Annotated in this window: 22 protein-coding genes; 8 read left to right on the top strand and 14 right to left on the bottom strand. The window is 31.4% G+C overall.

The features are described from left to right. Positions 1-230: 230 nt before the first annotated feature. Positions 231-1,664 (bottom strand): amino acid permease, encoded by a 1,434-nt coding sequence (locus FP433_RS00670; RefSeq protein ID WP_265486779.1) that lies wholly within the window; start codon positions 1,662-1,664, stop codon positions 231-233. Positions 1,665-1,900: 236 nt separating this feature from the next. On the opposite strand from FP433_RS00670, the gene FP433_RS00665 reads away from it, so the two are divergent. The 3 genes from FP433_RS00665 to FP433_RS00655 all read left to right on the top strand — a co-directional run bounded on the left by FP433_RS00665 (position 1,901) and on the right by FP433_RS00655 (position 4,956). Continuing rightward, positions 1,901-2,476 carry a GDSL-type esterase/lipase family protein gene (locus FP433_RS00665; RefSeq protein WP_265483699.1) on the top strand — a complete coding sequence of 192 codons (576 nt, stop codon included), beginning with the start codon at positions 1,901-1,903 and terminating at the stop codon, positions 2,474-2,476. A 104-nt stretch (positions 2,477-2,580) separates the two neighbouring features. After that, the gene (locus FP433_RS00660) at positions 2,581-3,714 is read left to right on the top strand and encodes a serine hydrolase domain-containing protein (RefSeq protein WP_416202974.1); all 1,134 of its coding nucleotides are present in this window, start codon (positions 2,581-2,583) and stop codon (positions 3,712-3,714) included. A gap of 105 nt (positions 3,715-3,819) precedes the next feature. After that, positions 3,820-4,956 (top strand): serine hydrolase domain-containing protein, encoded by a 1,137-nt coding sequence (locus tag FP433_RS00655; protein WP_265483700.1) that lies wholly within the window; start codon positions 3,820-3,822, stop codon positions 4,954-4,956. Between the two features lie 93 nt (positions 4,957-5,049). On the opposite strand, the gene FP433_RS00650 is transcribed toward FP433_RS00655, so the two are convergent. Beyond that, a complete protein-coding gene (locus FP433_RS00650; RefSeq protein ID WP_265483701.1) occupies positions 5,050-5,925 on the bottom strand; it encodes an alpha/beta hydrolase in 876 nt (291 codons plus the stop codon). Between the two features lie 187 nt (positions 5,926-6,112). Here FP433_RS00650 and FP433_RS00645 point away from each other — a divergent pair, with 187 nt between their 5' ends. Further along, positions 6,113-6,436 (top strand): toxin-antitoxin system, encoded by a 324-nt coding sequence (locus tag FP433_RS00645; RefSeq protein ID WP_265483702.1) that lies wholly within the window; start codon positions 6,113-6,115, stop codon positions 6,434-6,436. Between the two features lie 41 nt (positions 6,437-6,477). Here the strand turns inward: FP433_RS00645 and cysK are convergent, their stop codons facing one another. Both cysK and FP433_RS00635 read right to left on the bottom strand, forming a co-directional pair. Continuing rightward, complete coding sequence (cysK, locus tag FP433_RS00640; protein WP_265483703.1) at positions 6,478-7,410, bottom strand: cysteine synthase A; 933 nt, start codon at positions 7,408-7,410, stop codon at positions 6,478-6,480. Next, entirely contained in the window at positions 7,382-8,209 is an 828-nt protein-coding gene (locus FP433_RS00635) for a homoserine O-acetyltransferase/O-succinyltransferase family protein (protein WP_265483704.1), read from the bottom strand. The genes cysK and FP433_RS00635 overlap by 29 nt, the downstream gene beginning before the upstream one ends. Before the next feature lie 131 nt (positions 8,210-8,340). On the opposite strand from FP433_RS00635, the gene FP433_RS00630 reads away from it, so the two are divergent. Then, positions 8,341-9,465, top strand: coding sequence for a low temperature requirement protein A (locus tag FP433_RS00630; protein WP_265483705.1), 1,125 nt, complete (start codon positions 8,341-8,343; stop codon positions 9,463-9,465). Positions 9,466-9,666: 201 nt separating this feature from the next. On the opposite strand, the gene FP433_RS00625 is transcribed toward FP433_RS00630, so the two are convergent. The 4 genes from FP433_RS00625 to FP433_RS00610 all read right to left on the bottom strand — a co-directional run bounded on the left by FP433_RS00625 (position 9,667) and on the right by FP433_RS00610 (position 13,269). Continuing rightward, entirely contained in the window at positions 9,667-9,939 is a 273-nt protein-coding gene (locus FP433_RS00625; RefSeq protein ID WP_265483706.1) for a hypothetical protein, read from the bottom strand. A 120-nt stretch (positions 9,940-10,059) separates the two neighbouring features. Then, entirely contained in the window at positions 10,060-11,724 is a 1,665-nt protein-coding gene (locus FP433_RS00620; protein WP_265483707.1) for an SLAP domain-containing protein, read from the bottom strand. A gap of 247 nt (positions 11,725-11,971) precedes the next feature. Next, the gene (locus FP433_RS00615) at positions 11,972-12,949 is read right to left on the bottom strand and encodes a helveticin J family class III bacteriocin (RefSeq protein WP_265483708.1); all 978 of its coding nucleotides are present in this window, start codon (positions 12,947-12,949) and stop codon (positions 11,972-11,974) included. A gap of 5 nt (positions 12,950-12,954) precedes the next feature. Next, the gene (locus FP433_RS00610) at positions 12,955-13,269 is read right to left on the bottom strand and encodes a phage holin, LLH family (protein WP_265483709.1); all 315 of its coding nucleotides are present in this window, start codon (positions 13,267-13,269) and stop codon (positions 12,955-12,957) included. Between the two features lie 429 nt (positions 13,270-13,698). On the opposite strand from FP433_RS00610, the gene FP433_RS00605 reads away from it, so the two are divergent. After that, positions 13,699-14,190, top strand: a complete 492-nt coding sequence (locus FP433_RS00605) for an ImmA/IrrE family metallo-endopeptidase (protein WP_265483710.1) — start codon at positions 13,699-13,701, stop codon at positions 14,188-14,190. Between the two features lie 29 nt (positions 14,191-14,219). Here FP433_RS00605 and FP433_RS00600 read toward each other — a convergent pair whose 3' ends face one another. The 3 genes from FP433_RS00600 to FP433_RS00590 form a co-directional block, all read right to left on the bottom strand. Continuing rightward, entirely contained in the window at positions 14,220-15,185 is a 966-nt protein-coding gene (locus FP433_RS00600; protein WP_265483711.1) for an SLAP domain-containing protein, read from the bottom strand. 90 nt (positions 15,186-15,275) lie between these two features. Then, the gene (locus FP433_RS00595) at positions 15,276-16,241 is read right to left on the bottom strand and encodes an SLAP domain-containing protein (RefSeq protein ID WP_265483712.1); all 966 of its coding nucleotides are present in this window, start codon (positions 16,239-16,241) and stop codon (positions 15,276-15,278) included. An 82-nt stretch (positions 16,242-16,323) separates the two neighbouring features. Then, positions 16,324-16,518, bottom strand: a complete 195-nt coding sequence (locus FP433_RS00590; protein ID WP_265483713.1) for a helveticin J family class III bacteriocin — start codon at positions 16,516-16,518, stop codon at positions 16,324-16,326. Positions 16,519-17,021: 503 nt separating this feature from the next. Here FP433_RS00590 and FP433_RS00585 point away from each other — a divergent pair. After that, positions 17,022-17,198 carry a hypothetical protein gene (locus FP433_RS00585; protein ID WP_265483714.1) on the top strand — a complete coding sequence of 59 codons (177 nt, stop codon included), beginning with the start codon at positions 17,022-17,024 and terminating at the stop codon, positions 17,196-17,198. 199 nt (positions 17,199-17,397) lie between these two features. On the opposite strand, the gene FP433_RS00580 is transcribed toward FP433_RS00585, so the two are convergent. The 3 genes from FP433_RS00580 to FP433_RS00570 form a co-directional block, all read right to left on the bottom strand. Continuing rightward, positions 17,398-18,348: an SLAP domain-containing protein gene (locus FP433_RS00580; protein ID WP_265483715.1), complete on the bottom strand. Its 951-nt coding sequence runs from the start codon at positions 18,346-18,348 to the stop codon at positions 17,398-17,400. A gap of 83 nt (positions 18,349-18,431) precedes the next feature. Beyond that, on the bottom strand, positions 18,432-19,457 hold the full coding sequence (locus tag FP433_RS00575; RefSeq protein ID WP_265483716.1) for a helveticin J family class III bacteriocin: 1,026 nt from the start codon (positions 19,455-19,457) through the stop codon (positions 18,432-18,434). Between the two features lie 175 nt (positions 19,458-19,632). Continuing rightward, complete coding sequence (locus tag FP433_RS00570; protein ID WP_265483717.1) at positions 19,633-19,794, bottom strand: hypothetical protein; 162 nt, start codon at positions 19,792-19,794, stop codon at positions 19,633-19,635. A gap of 156 nt (positions 19,795-19,950) precedes the next feature. Between FP433_RS00570 and FP433_RS00565 the strand changes: the two genes are divergently transcribed. Then, positions 19,951-20,307 (top strand): helix-turn-helix domain-containing protein, encoded by a 357-nt coding sequence (locus tag FP433_RS00565; RefSeq protein ID WP_265483718.1) that lies wholly within the window; start codon positions 19,951-19,953, stop codon positions 20,305-20,307. Positions 20,308-20,340 lie beyond the last annotated feature (33 nt).

Here is a 20,340-nt window from a genome sequence, read left to right as displayed (position 1 = left end):
AACTGCTATTTTCTTTTCAATATAGATCCTTTATTCTCATTTTATTTTTAAAATAACACTCTATATTAAAAAACACTTATTTTCTATACGAATTTGAGATTTTTTTGTTTAGGCATTATTTTTTTGTTGTTTTTTGCTTATTTTCTATGTATTACCGCTACTTATACATAAAAAGAGTGATTAGAATTGCTTTCTAATCACTCTTTGCTTTCTTCTGTTATCTTTTCTAACTAATACTTATCTCGATAATGATAAATTACTAACGGTAAAATTGTTACCACAATACAAATTCCAACCATTATTCCAATATATAGCATTCTTAAGTTAGCTGGTGTACCATCTGCTGGAATAAAACTAACAAAGAAAGCAATAATGGTAATAATTAAAGCTACAATTGAAACAATAATACTCCAAATACGATTCTTACTCATATAGTAGCTACGAGGTAAATCATCATGCTTGATCTTTAAGTTCATGTAAGCAATCAACATTAAAATATAAACAATCAAATATTGTGCTGTAGTTGATGCCATTGAAACATTAAAGGCAAAATCACTATTACTTCCACTTGAAAAAGTTAAAATTACTGCTGAAACTGTGACGATTAATGATTGTAGGATAATTAAGCGCATTGGTACATCCCTCTTAGTAGATTGCGCAAAATACTTAGGCATATAACCTTCATTAGCTGCCACAAACATCCCTTGACTAGGTCCAGACAACCAATTACCAAGTTCTCCAACAATTCCTAATGCTAGAAGCACACCAATAATCTTTTGAATTAAGTCCCCTGGTAAGCCAATTGAATCAATAATCTTACCAAATGCATAAACAAAGCCTGTACTATTTGTAATTTGATCTTTAGGTACAGCCATTCCAATTGCTAAACTACCTAGTAAGTCAAAACACATTGCTGTTAAAGCTAAGCCCCACATTACCTTTGAGTAAACTTTTGGATGACGTAAATGTTGCACGTGTGGTGCACTCGCTTCGCCCCCACAAAAAGCTAATATAAATGGAACAAATGCTACTAAAGTTGCTCCTGAAAGATCATGAGGGATCATATTACTTAAAGAAAGGTGGAAATAAATTGGTCTTCCTTGAATTAAGTAAATAATGAAAGCAATGATTAATAAAACAACTGGCAGGGCAATTCCTACTCCAAATAACCATTCTGCAATCCGGCCAATTTTTTTAACACCTACATATTCTACTAAAGTAATACTCCATAAGATAATCATCATTAATACAAAACGAATCCATGGGGTAGTATTAAAGGCTGGAACATTTAAAGTAATTGACATTGCCCCAATAATGACATACATCATCATATTCATTCCAATTGTAATGTGAATCCATTGGTAAAAGAGGGTAACCCAACCGGTTTTTTCTCCTAAGGTTCCCTTTACCCAGGTAAAAATTCCTCCCTTTTCCCAACCTTTAACAGAGGCCATTTCTCCTGCCATCTGAGTAATGGGGATAAACCATAAAATTCCTGCTAACAGAATATAGAACAAAGCTGTTGGACCTGTTTTACCAAAGGGTGCTAGTTCATTAACTGAAATAACCATGGAAGATGTCATGGCAAAGAGTTTCAGTCCTGTCAGCCGATTATATTTCTGATCTTCTTCTAACTTAATCTGTGTCTCGCTACTGTCGTTCACGATGATTTCCTCCTAAAATTATCTTAACGTTGTCTAATTATACACTACTTTAAGAGCTATTTTACAAATTGGTCTAATTTTTTTAAAAAAATAATTGCCTTTATAGCAATAATTAAGAAGATATTTTTGATTATTAGTTAAAATTGGTCTTTTCCAATTTGCTTTATTACTTGTTAGCTTCTATGATGATAGTGACCAAAAATTAAGACCTAGCAAAATCTGAAAGGAATAACATCTTGAAAATACTTTTAACTGGCGACAGTATCTTGGCGCGCCATGAAGAATTTGACGAACCTGCAATCAACCATTTTTTATCTCAAAAGTTTCCCCAGGCTAAGCTAATTAATACCGCTTACCCTGGTCTAAATAGTGGGGGACTTTGCGTGAGTGCTAATAAACGAATTCTACAACCAGAAAAATGCGATTATTTAGTCATTTTAATTGGCACCAATGATTTAGCAACTCATAAACAAGTTCCCCTTGAGCAATTTAAGGCTAATCTCCAGTTTTTAGTCTCCAGTATTATCTGGCGTTACTCTCCTAAGCGAGTCATTTTTGTCTCACCACCTGCTGTTGATGAAACCAAGCAAGAAGTTCGTTCAAATACATTAGTTGAAAAATATAGTCAAGTAATAATAGAAGTGTGTGACCAATATCAGTTAACTCATATTGATTTATTTAAAGCAATGCTTGAACATGGCAACTTACCAGAGTTATGCCACGGCTTAAAAAATGATGGTTTGCACTTTGGAGAAGCTGGCTATTTATTACTCAGCGACCTTTTAGCTACTGCGATTGAAAAAACTTTGTAACAGAAAAACTATTTTTTTGTAAAGGAAAACATATCCTTTTCAGCACAGGGACTAGTATAATAGGTTTTGTATAGTGAAAACTTATATCTTATAAGTGGAAGGATATGTTCAAAATTTTATATAAAAAGATAATTACTCTGGCTGCTTCAATTGGATTAGCTACTACTCCACTAGCTGCCAGTTTTACTAATGCTCAAACTGTTCACGCTGCTAGCAAAACCTCAATGCGTACCTATGTTAGAAATGTGATGCAAAAATATCACGTTCGTGGAGATATTTTGGTTGTTAAAAATGGTAAAACACAAAATATTACCTATGGTTATGGTTACTGGGGCCATCGGATAAACAATAATAACGCTCAACTTGTTTATCCTTCTGCCTCCCTTCAAAAAGTCATTACTGCTGCCATGGTTATGCAATTAATGGAAGAAAAAAAGAATACCAGCCAACAATTTGACCAAAACACACCTGTTTCACGTTGGTATCCTCAACTTAAAAATTCCACTAAAATCACTGTTGGCAACCTCCTAACTCATACTTCCGGAATTGATGTAGCTAACACTGAAACTAACCGTGGAGTCAATTATTCTGAAGAAGATGCAGTTAACTGGGTAATTAACCAAGCTAATGCAGCTTCTTTAAAAGAACCTAACAAAGAATTTCTCTATAATAATGCTAACTACATTCTTCTAGCTGGCCTTATTTCTAAAATAACAGGCAAGTCTTATGCAACTAACCTCAATGAACGAATCAGTAATAAGCTTGGCTTAAGTAGAACTTTTGTTGCTTCACAAGTACCTACCAGCAAAATTAAAGCAGTCTCTTATAATTGGAATAAACATAATTACCAAAATGGTATTACAATGAAAAACACTGTTGCTTCCCAAATTGTAGGAGCTGGTAACCTCTATACAACTCCAAGCGAATATTACAAGATTCAAGTTGGTTTAACCAATGGGCAGATTCTTACCCAGACCCAATTCTATAATATGACTCACTTAAGTAGTCGCAAAGGTTCCTACTCCGGCGGACTCTACATTAAGCAAAACGACAAGCTTAAATTAGCCTATGGTGATATTAAAAATACTCACTTTGGAACTTGGGTCCAACTAAGCAATGACAATAAAAATGGAATTGTCATGTTTTTAAATCAGACTAATAATAATAAAAATACCGAAAAAGCTGTTGGTTATCAGGTCTTGAATCATATTAAGAAAAATTACTTTAGTAAAAAATAATCTTTAAATTTCTGTTACGATTAACTATTTCGCTAAAATTAAGCATACAATGTTAATTGAGTTTAATTTAGAAGTAAATAAGTAAATATTGAAGGGATATTAACAGTGAAAAAGAAGTTTATGGCTTTATCTGCAGCCCTTGCCCTCGGTCTTAGTCCTGCAGCTACTTTATTTAACAGCAAAACAAGCCAACCAGTTCAAGCAGCAAGCTATGATCAATCAGAAATGAGAACTTTTGTAAGATCCACTATGGCTAAGTATAAGGTTCGTGGTAGTGTCTTAGTAGTTAAAGATGGAATTGCCCAACCTATTAATTATGGTTATGCTTGGTACGGCAAGCGTTATGGTAATGGACGCTCAAATATTGTTTACCCTACCGCTTCCTTACAAAAGGTCATCACTGGGGCAATGATCGTTCAGTTAATCAACGAAAAAAATAATACTAGTCAAAGTTTTTCTCAATACACTAAGATTTCTCGTTGGTACCCTAACTTAAAGAATGCTGACAAGATTAGTGTAGGACAGCTTTTAACCCACACTTCTGGAATTGTGGCCACAGGAACTGAATATAATCGTGGCATTAATTATTCAGAACAAGGTGCTATTGATTGGATAATCGACAAGATTAATACTACTCCTGAAAATGAACCAGGTGGTTACTACTATAACAATGCCAACTACATGCTTTTGGCAGGAATTATTCGTAAAGAAACTAACCAATCATATCAAAGTAATTTCAATTCCAGAATTATAAATCGTTTAGGCTTAACTAATACCTACCTTTATGAAGATATTCCTAGTTGGAAGACAGATGCTATTTCTTACATCTGGCAAAATAAAAACTATCAAGATGCCGACTACATTAAGAGTACCGTTGCCTCTCAAATTGTAGGAGCTGGGAATTTATTTACGACACCTCTCGAATACTACCGCATCTTACAAGGGATGATGAATGGACAAATTTTAAGTAGTAGTGATTTCCATTACTTAACTCACCTTGCATCAATGAGTAAAGATCGCGATTATTCTGGTGGTCTCTATCTCTACAACAATGGTAATTTAAAGACTGCCTTTGGTAGTATCTACGGGGTTCACTTTAATAGTTGGGTTCAATTAACTTATGATAACCAAAACGGAATTATTATGTTCTTAAACCAAACTTACAATGGTAAAGATAATAGTAAAGCTGCTGGTTATGAAATTTTGAATCACATTAAAGCTAATACTTTCGTTAACAAGTAATAACAGAATCTAAAATTCTTAAATCACAAATAGCCAATATTCTTGGTTTTCTAAAACCTTGATATATTGGCTATTTCTTTTTACTTATTTAATTTAATCCCACAAAAAATTGGTAATCCTTGTTGTTACTTGCGAATTATAAGTTAGACGTCCATGATCTGCGTTAGGGCCATAATATTTTTGTAATTGATAATTTGGATCACTACCAACTAAATATTTTAATGATTCAGAAGATACATTTGAAACTAACCCATCTGAATTATCTGCTTTATTGCCAACAATATTTAATACAGGAAGTTGGGTTTGGCTATATAATTTACGTAACTGCAAAAGTTGTTTGTAAGTTGAATTCATTTTGTTTGGCTTACCGGCTTCATTCAACCTTAAATTCTTGGGTTCAGCCATATCTTCTGTTGCTCCCGGAAGGTTAACACCATCAAATAGTCCTGCAATTGCTACTTGTTTGTTCAAAGTAGGTAATTTTTCTCGTTGACTGGCAAGTAAATAATACATGACTGACATATTTCCTAAAGAGTGAGCGACCATATTTACTTTTTTAATACTATATTGTTGTTTAAGTGCCTTTACAACATTTACCGCATACATCCCTGCCTTAGGGAGATTGAATTGAATATTATTTTCATAATTAACCTCCACAATTGGATTAATTGCATTTTGCTTCAAGGTGCCAACAAAAGTCACCTTACCATCTGGATCAACATTGGCCCGAATTACATTATTCGTAAAACCTAAGCGTTGAGCTTTTTTTACTAAACTTTCTTCTGCATGATAATTGCTCATTGCACCATGAAAAATAAGTGTGGGCGTTGATTTTACTTGATATTTTTTAGAAAAATGTACTTTTGCTACTTGAGTTTCAGGATTTTTAGCAGCTTGTGGTTTAGCTTTACTGCAAGCTGCTAATCCTAAAACCAGAAACAATACTAAGATTAAAGATATTTTTTTCACTATTCTCTTCCTCAATGTTAGCCTTTTTTCAGATAATACCACTATTTTTTTAAGTAGAGGTTAAAAAAGCAATAAAATTATTTTATTAAAAAGTAATTACTTATAATTATAAAAAGCAAAAATTATAATAATTATGAGGTGAATACTAAGGGAAATTTTACAAGTACGCAAACAAGGGAATTCATTAATGGTTGCTATTCCCAAAGCATTCAATATATCATCTGGGACAAAACTTAGACCTAAACTAACTAAAAAGGGTATTTTTTATGAATTTGTAGAAGCTGATGACTTTTTTGATTTTGATGAAGAAATATTAAAAGACTTAATTAGTCAAGGCTACGAGGGGAATGAACTCATTAAACAATTTCGCTTAATGAAAAATAATATACCTCTTGGTTTAGAAGAATTAGAAAGTGAAGCAAGAAAAACTTCCCCCCTTTCTAAAGAGCAGGCCATGAAAGAATTTGGTCTCCAAGTAAACTTAGGCGTTAAAGCAACAAAAAAATCATAATTCCTCTTTCAATGAGAAATTATGATTTTTTCTATCTTCATTTATTCTTCGTTAAATAAGGCTGTTGATAAATAACGATCTCCACCATCTGGAGCAACAGTGACTACAGTATGACCTGCGCCTAATTTTTTAGCTAGCTCAATTGCACCCGCAATATTAGCACCGGCTGAAATTCCTGGCAAAAATCCCTCTTTGCGACCAACTTGACGAGCTGTTTTCATTGCTTGATCAGTGGAAATTTCTACCACATCATCATAAACTTCCTGATCTAAATTCTTTGGAATAAAACCAGCAGAAATTCCTTGAATACCATGTTTTCCAGTCTTACCATCCTTTAAAAGTGGTGATTCAGCTGGCTCTAAAGCATAGACTTTAGTTTCAGGATCAGCTTGCTTTAAGGCACGTCCAATTCCTGATAAAGTTCCTCCAGTACCAACACCTGCTACAAAGGCATCAATCTTTTTTCCCAATCCTTGAAATGCGCCAATAATTTCCGGACCAGTGGTCAATTCATGAATATTAGGATTTTCTGGATTATCAAATTGCATTGGCATAAAGTAACCATGATTTTTAACTAATTCTTCTGCCTTAGCAATTGAACCTTTCATCCCTTCAGCAGCAGGAGTTAAAATTAATTCTGCTCCATAACCCTTCATCAATTTTCTTCTTTCAACACTCATACTTTCAGGCATTACAATAATTACCTTGTAGCCCTTAGCAGCTCCCATGCTGGCTAATCCAATTCCAGTATTACCAGAGGTTGGTTCTACAATAGTGTCACCTGGCTTGATTTTGCCTTCACGTTCAGCCTTTTCAATCATTGCCAAGGCAATTCTATCTTTCACTGATCCTGCAGGATTTTTTGACTCTAGCTTCACATAAATGTCAGCCATGTTGTCATCAGTAATATTATTCAATTTCAATAAGGGAGTGTTTCCTACTAATTCAGTAACTGAGTTGTAAATTTCTGCCATAATTTTTCTCCTTAATTAATTCATTAATCCAATTTTTAAAAAAATGCTCCTGGGTATTTTTCCATTTAAATTCTGGTAAATTTGGTGTTTCACGTGAAAAATAATTTTCAGGCTTTTGATAATTTCTTTCTGGATGAGCATTTATTTCTCGTTGATACTCTTTTCTAAGAGCATTTCTTCCATACTCTAAGTGAGCAAACAAAAATGTTCTTTCTGGATATGGAGGCGAAGTCACTAAAAGTAAGTTTCTATTCTTAGATAGACTGTTAATTTCCAATCGTGGATCTTGGGCGATTTGTTCAATATCCATATCTGCATATCGTGCATGAGGCGCTAAAAAGTCTTTACTTAACCCAGCTAGTAAAGGATGGGCTTTCAAAATTTCATTAGGATAAATACCAAAAATTTTCTGAGATAGGGGTACTTTTTTAATTCCATAAAAATAATTTAAAGCTGCCATCGCACCCCAACATAAATATAATTGTTGCACGTGGTTTCGATCCAATTCAGAAAGTAAACATCGAATTTCTTCAATGTAGGTCACATCTTTAAAATCAAAATGCTCAATTGGAGCCCCTGTAATAATAAATCCATCAAAATCAGCAACTTTTGTTAAGTCTAGTGGTTGTGAAATGGCTTTAACATTTTCTGGAACTTCTTTATCTTGATATTTTGTCTTGGGATAAAAGAATTCTACTTTTATATCATTTTTTGAATTTTTGAATATTTTTTCAAAACGTTTCTGCGTATCTTCTTTATCATGCATTAAATTCAAGATTCCTATTTTAATTGGTTTCATTTACTTGCCCTCCTTTCCAATTTATTCAATTATACCACTTACAAATAATTAGTGCTTGTATTTGAAAACTTTTAAAGTATGAATAATGTTAGAATTGAGAAGTAACCTTATAGAAAGTTGGTTTATTTACTATGTTAAATCATTTACCAGAGAAAAAAGTATCAAAAATAGCTCTTTTTTATGATTTAGTTTTTGTTTACATGATTTCCAAAACAACAGAAATTATGCACCATTTAGATCATGGCTTAGTGAATCCAATTTCATTTGGATTATTTGTAATTATTATGCTTATTTTCATTAGTTCTTGGATGGTACAAACAACCTTTACCAATCGCTACGGGCATTCTTCGTGGCTAGACATTGCCTTTTATTTTGTCGATATGATGATTGTTTTATTTATGTCTAATTCTTTTGACACTAACAATTTAACTGAAATGCGAGTTTTATTTATTTCAGCTGGTTGTTTATCTAGTACCTTAGCTTTGCATTATCTCATCACATTTTTTCAAGTCAAAAGTGAAATTGATAAAAAAATCACTAAAACCTACTTTGGATTTCTTATTTTTAGAGCAATCTGTTTAATTATTGGGGGTATTTTAGACAATATTTGGGGATTTATTATCGCAATTGTTGGTCTAGGTCTAAGCTGGCTGATGCCTCTTTTAATGAATAAAACTACCATTAAACATCCAATTATTTTCCCTCATTTTTTAGAGCGGTTAAATCTTTTAGTAATTGTAATTTTTGGTGAAACAATAATTGGCATTGCAGATTATTTCCGTCCACAAACTTTATCTGTCTTCTCTGTTTTGCTTTTTATTATGGTAGCATTGCTCTTTTTAACTTATGTACTGCAATTTGATTGGATTATTCAAGAAGACCAACCAGATGCCACCAGTACCTTGCTAATTTATTTACATTACTTTATTATTTTTGGAATTAGTCTGATTACAGTCAGCTTGAAGTTTATTCACGAAGAAGAAGCTTTATCTTGGTTTGCAGTAAGTTGCTTATTTGGTGGAATTTTACTCTTTTACTTTGGTTTGGCTCTTTCAACTACATATAATAAGAAAGAATTTAAACTTTCAAAATTTACTATTGGAGTTTTTTCTGTTTCTACCTTACTTGGGTTTGCTCTCTGCCTTATCGTACCTCATTTTACTGTGATTGCCATTACAGGTTTTGTTGTAGTTTTAATCAATGCTTTGCAATTAATCCATGTTTCTCTTAGTCCACGGGAAAAAATTTCAGTTTAACCTGGATACTTAAAAGTACTAGGGAAAACAACTTTTGTCTAATTTCCGAATAAAGGTGGAAATAAAAATGCTGACGTATCGACGTTTTATAAACGAAGATAATTCAGCATTTTTATTTTATATTTTTCCCAGATACTTTTCTACTTTGCTAGGGATGCTTCACAAGCTGCTTTGGCTTGTTCTGGTGTGATTAGAACCAACTTAAACATTAATAATCATAGTATAAAAAAGCAGCCCAACACATACAATTATATCAATAAGATAGCCTAGAACTAATGCTAGTACTACATTAACAGAGTGATGTTGAAAGAAAGTAGCTAGCCAATCTCCAAATATAAGTAAATAAGTCCCAATTAACCAGTAGTTTAGCTGCTTTTTATTAATCCACGGCAAAACTAAAATAATCAGTGTAGCAATAATCAAACCATACTTTACTACTTTATATGCATTATCATCGAGTATTGCATGACGCATGTCAAAACCTTCCTTTTATTGATAACGCCAGCCAGCATAACGCCAACTACGAATTTTATAAACTCTACCAGCCTTATAAGGGCGCACTTCTGCTAACATTCAAATCATACATATTACATTCTATTTATTTAAACTTACTCCATAAGCTGCTTTGGCTTGTTCTGGTGTGTTGGATGGCTTGATAGCAATTCCAGCAGAGTAGTTTGTATCACTTGCTTTTACATAGACAGTACCTGTATCTTCACCTGCCATAACGGTATGGTCAGCAGGATTTTCTAATCGTAAGTGATGTGATGCCATTTCATAGAAAAGTTCTGCTTTTTGTTCACTTGGAATATAAATGTACATTAATTTAACAACATGATATGATCCACCATTAGTATGAGGAAGAACCCAACCTTTATACTTCACTTCTCCTTGTTCATTATAAACAATTGTATCTTTTGGAAAACTTACTGATAAATCTATTGGTGAATTTTCATCAAAATACATTACTGGAAATGGTGGATTTTGCTTATCCCTATCCACATCCCCAACATTAATTAATTTATCTTCTCCTTTTAATTTATAGAAGTAATAAGTCCAACCTGTATCATCAATGTCTTCCAAATTTTGTGGATTGGTTACTTCGTCTTCTACTTGAATCTTCTTATTCTTTGCTATAGTGTCTTTAGTTTTTTCACCCTTCATATTATACAAAGGAGCTTGTTTAGTAGTAGTTACAGTAAGATAATCCGTCAAAATCTGATTACCATTAACTGTATTAACATCTGATACTTTGACATATTGAGACTTTCCAAGATTATAATAATCAATTCCTTTAATAGAAACATATGGAATTTCTTGTGGTTGTCCTTCGTTATTAATAAAGTAATATTTTGTAGCTTTATCAATATTATTTACTTTACCTGTGTAATTGATTACATTTCCTTCTGGTAATTTTGTTGAAACTACACTTCCAGCTTTATCATAGATTTTACTACCTTTTTTTAGTTTCAATAAAACCTGACCAACAATTTCTCGAATTTCAGATTTTTTAATGTACATTCCATTACCAACATTATAGTAAATTTGACCAGAAATATTTTTTGTACCCTCGAAACTCAGTTTTGTTCCAGATCGAAAGAATTTATTCCCTTCGGCTCCACTTATTGAAGAACTATCACTAATTTCTCCCATAAAAGGTTTGCCATTCTCGTTATAAATTAAGGCGCTTTTAGTAATTATAGTTCCTGTTGAAGTTTGAGAATTTGTAGTAATGGTATTTTTATTAGCATTACTTTTTTCTTCATTTGAAGAAGTAGAGTCTTTTTGAGCAACAATTCCACTCAAGTTATAAGCCTTTACATATAACTTAGTTGGTCCACCAATTCTGTAGTAGCTCTTACCATTCTTAAATTTAAAAGATCCACCATAAGTGCTAATTATTTGTCCTTTTTTTAGTAATACTTTATTAGCACGTTTAGTACTTGTAGCATAAATATAAGCATTATGAGTTATTTTTCGACTAACTCCATCAACATTAGAAACTTTGATATATTGATTGTCACCAATTTTATAGTACTTTGCACCATTAATCTCAACTGGACTGGTTACTTTAACATGTTGATATGCCTTGTAAAGTTTACCTGTACTCTTTCCATTTTTATCATAAATAAGAGAGGTATGCATTACTGTCTTTGTAACTAGGTTATTAGTAGTATCTGCTTGTACACTTTTTGCACTTAATATTCCTGCACTTAAAAGGGCTACTCCCGAAAAAAGCACTAATTTATTTATTTTCATAATTGATTTCTCCATTCCTAAATCCACTAAGTTTTAACTTAATTATCAGCCTTAAAAAACTTTTGTCAATACAAAAGTGGCTGGAATAAAACTAGAGGCTTAACATAGAAAACGTCTAAAGAAAATTTTAAAACTAAAAAATGCTGACAATCTTCGTTCATATTATCAAACGTTGATATGCCAGCATTTTTATTTACTCGTCTATTCAAAAATTATACAAAATTAATGTTTTCCAGACACTTTTCACTTAATTCCAAGAGATTTCAAAAATCTTATTAGAAACAGTTTTGTTTTTGCCACTAACATTTGCATGATAAGCAACTGTTAAGTAGCAGTGGTTTTCATTGAGGATTTGAATACCTTCCAATTCAGTATGTTGTCCCGTAATATCTAAACGTCCATCTGAGCTTAAGTTAACTGTTTCCCATTGAGAAACATCTTGTCGATTATTTACAGGAATTTTAACAATTTGCTTATGGTGTGCTGTATATTTACCCGTATTTTTATCAAAATCTGGTGCCAACTGACTTGAAACATAAATATTTCCTGCATCATCTAAATCATATCCTTGAACAGAGTTAATAATTGCCCCATCACCTGTGAAATTCCTGACAGTAAAACTTTCTAAATATGAAACATTACGTAAATCCACATAATCATTACTTGATTCCGCATCATCTAACAAATTGTTAATGGTATCCATATCATAAATAATAAAGTGACCTGTTCCATCTGTTTCAACAGTAGCAATTAAGAATTTAGTATATGATGGTGAAACAGCGGCTTCTGAACGTTCCATATCCTCTGGACTTCCACAATGATCTCTATCTGCTCCTGCACGATCTAAATATGCTAAACGTGGAAAGTCAGTGTTTGAATAATGCGAACCCCCATTATATCTAATATCTACACGAGCAATTTGCTTATCCCAAAGAGTTTTAGTATCTGTTCTAGGTTTAGTACCCACAAACCACTTACCACTTCTGCCAGAATATTCCCAAGTTTGGCTATGTCCACCAGCACTTCCATATAAAGTTAATACCGGAGTAGTAACATTACCAGCGTAACCACGCAAGATATGGTTTTCTGTTTGGTTATTTCTTAATTGTTCTGCATAAATATACTTTGAACCTACATTTCCTTTTTGTGCTACCGCCATATAATTTGTATTTAAATCAGCAGTATGACTAATTGAAACGTTAGTAGCTTCTCTCATTTTTGTCATTTACCTCAATCTTTCTTTAAATCTGTTACTGATTCTTCTATTTCCAGAAAAATCTTCTTTACCTCTTCGTCTGTGATCTTAATCCCTTTATTTTGCAGGTAATCAGCTACTTCTTTAGCAGCTTCATTTAACTGTTGCTGATTATTTAGCACGTTTGTATCATATAGATATAAATAGCTAGTTAAGAGGTTAGTAGTTACCAAACGAATTTTCTCTAACTTTTTATGTTTAAAGTGCAACCGACTTAAGATTGCAACTCCAAATAAACTTAAAATCCATAGAATTACTGAAACTAAGTCAATGTAATCATTAATTCTCATTACAGTTTTTATCACCTTCTTTTTTTAAATTTTGATGCATCATTTATTCAATGTAATAAACTAAATCATTTACTTTATTAAGTAAAAAAACTACAGCAAAAGTATAGAAAATAAGCATAAATTGTCTAAGTTCACTCTAATTCTTAGATATTTATTGCGTAGTTTATTAAAGAGAGATTTCATTTATCCCATTGACATTATCTATTATTATACCTTTAGACTAAATTGTCAATAATTATTTTAGTTTTTTTAGTTATTTTTTTAGAACACTCAACTTAATTGAATTTGAGTACCTAAATTTTCAAATAATTATTTCTCTTAAAACTAAATAATAATTTGAAAGTAATTCTAAAGACTGATATACTATACTCAATACAATAGAACATACGATCTTAACGCAAGATTATTTCTATGAAAAGAGTGATTAAGTTGAATTTAAGTTGGACAAATAAACAAAATTATGATGAAATGTTAGAGTATTTATATAATTTTTGTACAAAACATCACATTAGGGTAGTTAACTTCACTAATCAAGAAATTAAAAATACACTTGGACATATTTCTAATTCCGTATCCGATACTTCTCAGGTACCTTCATTTTCTTTTCCAAATACAATATATGGGTTTCCTTGTATTTTTATCAATTTGGAATATTACAAACCATTAGAGATTCCGTTTATGGTTGCACATGAAATTGGGCATATTTTAGAGGGCAATCCTGATAATTTCATCTATTTACACAATGGAATTTCACAAGAAGAACGCCAAGCAAATCTTTTTGCAATCAATCTTATTGATTCTTATGCTTCTGAAAGAAATTACCATTATTCTTCTATCTATCAATTTGCTCAATGCTTTAATATTCCAAATAAATACTATTATTTATTAACAGAAGTTAAGCATTTTAACTCAATATACTAAAAAGATGTAGTCGAACGACTACATCTTTTCTATTTTGCTAGGGATGCTTCATAAGCTGCTTTGGCTTGTTCTGGTGTGTTGGACGGTGATAATTCACTACCAGCTTCTATTTTTACATTCGAGACCTTAATATATCCTTCTTTAACAAAAACATTTTTACTGTTATCCTTATTTATATTATCTCTTCCTTCAACTTTTGTATTCAATAATTGATAATATAATTCTGCCTTATTACTTACTGAATTCCAAATATATACCTTCTTTTGTGTCCTATAATCTACCAGCGGATCACTTGGTAAAATAATATTTAGTTGTGGATTTCTAGATGCATCATATATCAAAGTATTATCTTTTGAAATTGTAATGAAGGCATAGGGAGATTTGCTTATGCTAAAAGGTAATAACCATTGTCGTGGCTTACTTTCAATATAAGCTACATTTATCCAGTAATTTGTTCCTTTAATACGATATGAACTTAAAATTTGATGAGGCAAAACCTTTTCTCTATCGACTGTATATTCTTCGTTCTCTTTTACTTTATAGTTAATTTCTTTGCCTTTGCTATCATCGGTATAAATAGACCACCCTTTTTTTATTTTTATTCTTGTTTCACTAGTGTAAACATAAGACTCACCAATAGTTTTAACATTAGCACACTTAATATACTTATTTTCACCAATTTGGTAGTAATAATTATTTTTGATTTTTTTATATGGTAACCAATATAAAGATTGTTTATCAAAGACTCCACTACCTATTTTATTTAAAAAAATAAAATATCTTTTTTCCTTACTTATCTTTTCTAATTTTTTAACCGATTTAACCTTTTTATTTCTTTTTATTACTGTCTTTCCAATTCGCTTGCCCTTGTTATTATATACATAACTATTATGATTTAACTTTAGAGTATTGCTGGCAGCATTAACTTTTTTAGGACTTACTAATAAGAAAAATAAGCCTATTAAAAATACCAAAGTTATTTTTTTACTTTTCATTTTGTATCTCCTTTTTCTCCCATACTATGATTTCTGAATTCCTTACTATTAGTATACTTAAAAAGATGTAGTCGAACGACTACATCTTTTCTACTTTGCTAGGGATGCTTCATAAGCTGCTTTAGCTTGTTCCGGTGTGTTGGAAGGGATTAATTTATTACCATTAACTAGTACATCACTTGCTTTCACATACCCCTCCTTTAAAATATAGCTCCCAGTATCAGTAAAATTAGAATAAACATTCTGATTTAACAATTGATAGTATAATTCTGCTTTATTTTCTTTGTTATTCCAAATATATAATATTTTTTTAGATTTATAGGACCAGTTTTTATCAAGCGGTTTATTATTTGTTATTTGACCGCTTCGATTATATACAGGAACTTCATCTATTATAGTTTTAATAAAGCAAAAAGGATATCTTACTAACTTTTCATTTAATAAAGATTGGCGAAATTGTCCTGGATTAGCTGCAGTAGATGTACTATAAATCCAATATTTTGTTCCCTTAATATGGTATGAGACTAAATTTCCGTAAGGTAAATGTCTAAAATAATCAACAATATAGTCTTTTCCATTTATTAACTTATAATTTGTTGTTGCTCCATTAGAAGTAATAGCATAGGGAGATCCAGCAGCATAACTTAAATCTATTTTTATCTTTACTTCGCTTACAAATAAGTATGACGACCCAATACGCTCCACATTAGCACATTTGATATATTTATTTTTTCCAATCTCATAATAATAATTATTTTTTATTTTTTTATATGGTAGCCAATACAATGAGGGAATATTTCTCACAGGCTCTTTTCCTACTTCACTTCTAAAAATAAAGTATCTTTTTTCTTTATTTACTTTTTCAACTTTTTTTACTGGATTAACCTTTTTATTTCTTTTTATTACTGTCTTTCCAACTCGCTTGCCCTTGTTATTATATACATAACTATTATGATTTAACTTTAGAGTATTGCTGGCAGCATTAACTTTTTTAGGACTTACTAATAAGAAAAATAAGCCTATTAAAAATATCAAAGTTATTTTTTTACTTTTCATTTTGTATCTCCTTTTTATACCACTAGTATTGTAGCAAAAAAAGGGTTAGGTGATATTTTTAATCACTTAATCCTTTTTAGTTCTACCAATTTACTCGATAGATTCTATTCTTTTTAGTGGTGCCACTCTTTACATCATGATATGCAATAGTTAAATATAGGCTATTTTCACTAATTACTTGAATTCCTTCAAGTTCAGTATAAAAGCCATTAATATCAAGGCTATTAGTATCATGAAGATTTATCTTAGTCCAAGAATTACTATCGATTGACCCCATGGAATTTTAACAATACTTCTAGCAGTCGCACTACCTTTAGGAGCATACTGACTTGACACATAAATGTTTAAAATCACAAAATCTACTAAGTAAAAATAGATTTCAAATAATTTTTGTTGTATTTGTACTCATATTAGTGTATTATATGCATTGTAAGAAGTAATGAGATTTTACTCATAATTCTTACAAGGTGGTGATGCCAAGTGAAAAAGCAGTACAAACGAGTTTCAAGAGAAGCTCGTTATAACAGAAAAACCGCCATTATCAATTTGATAACAGCGGTAATTATGTTTATTGCTTCACTAGTTGGATTAATCCACTAAATCCAACACACAAGGCTTAACTTCCTTGTGTGTTTTATTATACTATAAATTATCTAAGAAGGTCTATAAAAATGGATGAAGAAAAAAAATATAATAGAGTTACTAATAATATTAATACAGTAGCATTAGTTATAGCGTTAATTGCACTAATATTGTTTGTAGTGAGGTGGATAAAATAAATTGAATAGTTTAAGTGAAGCTAGAATTAAAGCAAATAAAAAGTGGGATAATAATAATAAAAGTAGAAAGCAATATCTAAATAGAAGATCAGTTACCAAAAATTTCATTCTAAAAGATGCAACAGCAGAAGATATTGCAAAAATCGAAAATTATATTAGACAAAGAAAACAGAGCTAAATCATTGACTTGAAAACTTTTTTCAAGGTATAATCTCGATTCTACCTTATGTTAATTTTGAACAAAAAGTGTCTGGTAAAAAACTAATCTTTTAGCCTAAATTATATAAATAGATAAAACAAAAGTGCTGATATATCAACGTTTAAAAAACGAAGATTATCAGCACTTTCTTTATTTAAGAGTTTTTCCCAGACTCTTTCTATTTTGCTAGGGATGCTTCATAAGCTGCTTTAGCTTGTTCCGGTGTGTTGGACGGTGATAATTCACTACCAGCTACTATTTTTCCACTTGATGCTTTAATATATCCTTCTTTAATTAAGAGGTAATCAGTGTCTCCATTACTCTTCTTAACATAAATTTCTTCATTCAAAACTTGATAATATAGTTCTCCCTGATTATCAATTGGATTCCAAATATATAGTTGTTTTTTTGTTGTATACACCGGACTAGGACCGGGGGATACCATTAATCCTTGTTCAGGTTTTCCTTGTATATCATATATTGGAGTTGTTTTAGAAACAGAAAATTTTGCGTAAGGAGTCTTTGATATATCAGCGCTTAGTAATAACTGACGTGGATTATCTTCAACAAATCCTTGATTAATCCAATAATTTGTTCCTTTAATACGATATGAACTTAGAATATCATGAGAGAATATCCTTTTTCTATCAACTATATACGTTTTATTTTCTTTTACCTTATAATTAGTCTTTTTATCTTTATCATTATAGGCATAATTAGACAATTTTATTTTTATCCTTGCTTCGCTAGTATAAACATAGGACTTACCAATCGTTTCAACATTAGCACACTTAATATACTTATTTTCACCAATTTGGTAGTAATAATTATTTTTGATTTTTTTATATGGTAACCAATATAAAGATTGTTTATCAAAGACTCCAACACCTATTTTATTTATAAAAATAAAGTATCTTTTTTCTTTATTTACTTTTTCAACTTTTTTTACTGGATTAATCTTTTTATTTTTCTTTATTACCGTTTTTCCTACTCGCTTCCCCTTACTATTGTATATATAAGAATTATGATTTAGCTTTAGAGTATTGCTGGCAGCATTAACTTTTTTAGGACTTACTAATAAGAAAAATAAGCCTATTAAAAATACCAAAGTTATTTTTTTACTTTTCATTTTTCTATCTCCTTTTTCTACTACTAGCATTATAGCAAAAAAAGGGTTAGGTGATATTTTTAATCACTTAATCCCTTTTAGTTCTACCAATTTACTCGATAGATTCTATTCTTTTTAGTAGTACCACTATTGGCATCATGATACGCAACAGTTAAATATAGGCTATTTTCACTAATTACTTGAATTCCTTCAAACTCAGTGTAAAAGCCGTTAATATCAAGGCTATTATTATCCCGAAGATCTATCTTAGTCCAAGAATCACTATCGATTGACCCCCATGGAATTTTAACAATACTTCTAGCAGTCGCACTACCCTTAGGAGCATACTGACTTGACACATAAATATTTAGATTCTTATCAATATCATACCCCTGAATTGATCCTACCTTGTCTACAAATCCTGGAATTTTAAAGGCTTTTTTTGCTCTTCCACCAATTGCATCTTTAGCAAGATTTACATCTGACGTTCCCGCTGTATTTATAGCCGCATTCATTTCAGCTAAATCATATAATGAAAAGTATCCTGTACCAGCTTTATCTACTGTTGCTATTAATAGCCATTGGTATTCCTTGCCTGACATTCCTGGAGCTACTGCTGCTTCTGCACGTACTAAGTTATCACCAGAATAATTAATATCCCAATTTCTACCTGCAGCGTTCAAATTTGAAATTCTTGGCAACTCAGTATTACGTGTATAATACGCTGCATGAAAAGGCACACGTGCAATCTGCGTATCCCATTTAATACCATCAGTTACTTTAGGCTTTGTTCCAATAAACCAGCCACCGTTATTATTTTCGTTTGAAGTTCCCGCATATTCCCAAGTTTGGGTATGACCTCCTGCGGCTTGTTTTCCATTAGAATTTGTTATTCCTTTTAAGTATAGACAACCAACTCTTGCTACATCTGTTGCACTTGGATTACTACCTGACAATTTTACGAAATTCTGACCAGGTCTTGCTCGATATACTACAGTATCAATTTGATTATGCAAAAGTTGCAAAGCATAAATGTACTTACTGCCGACATTACCTTTTTGCACTACAACTTGATTAACCCCATTCAAATCATATAATTTTGTTGCTGTTGCATTAGTAATTGTTCTCATTTAATTACCTCATTCTTTCTTTAAATTAACTACTTTTTCTACTTTAAGAAAATTTCTTTAATCTCTTCACTTGTAATCTCATTCCTATCCTTTGCAATTGAAGAGAAATCTTATCTACAACTTCTTATGTTTAAAGTGTCACCCACTTAAAGTTCCCACTCTACTAAACTTAAATTCATAGAATTGCTGAAACCAACTCAATGTAATCCTTAATTTTCATTACAGTTTTATTACCTTCTTTTTCTAAATTTTGATGCATCATTTCTTCAACGCAATAAACTAAAGCATTGACTTTATTAAGTAAAAAAACTACAATAAAAGTATAATAAATAAGCATAAATTATCTAAGCTCACTGTAATTTTTAGACATTTATTGCGTACTTTATTAAAGAGAACTTTTATTTATCCCGTTGACATCATCTATTATTATATCTTTAGACTAAATTGTCAACAATTATTTTAGTTTTTTTAGTTATTTTTTAGAAAGATTGATATGATTGAATTTGAACGCACAAAAGAATTAGCAAAATTAAGAAATATTACTCTTAGAGAATTAAACACTCGCGCAGGATTTGGAACCAACTCTATCTACAACTGGAAAACCAAAAAGCCTGGTTCTCATGCCTTAGCGGCAGTTGCCAAAATATTAAATACTTCCCTTGATTACTTAACAGGTGCTACTGATGATCCACGTCCTAGTGGAATGAACTCTAACAAAGACCTAACTTGGGCAGATTTTGGTATGCCATATGGTGGAATAATTCCCGATGATTTCAAAAATACTATGCAAACCTTCGCTAAAGTCTACTTAGAAGAGCATCCCGAATTGAAAAAGAAAAAATTAAACTAAAAAAGTCTGGAATTTTCCAGACTTTTTTCTATT

It is taken from the genome of Lactobacillus sp. PV012 (assembly GCF_014522325.1).
GTDB lineage: Bacteria > Bacillota > Bacilli > Lactobacillales > Lactobacillaceae > Lactobacillus.
Note: the sequence above shows the minus strand (reverse complement) of the source record. Positions and strands in the feature narration are given on the sequence as shown.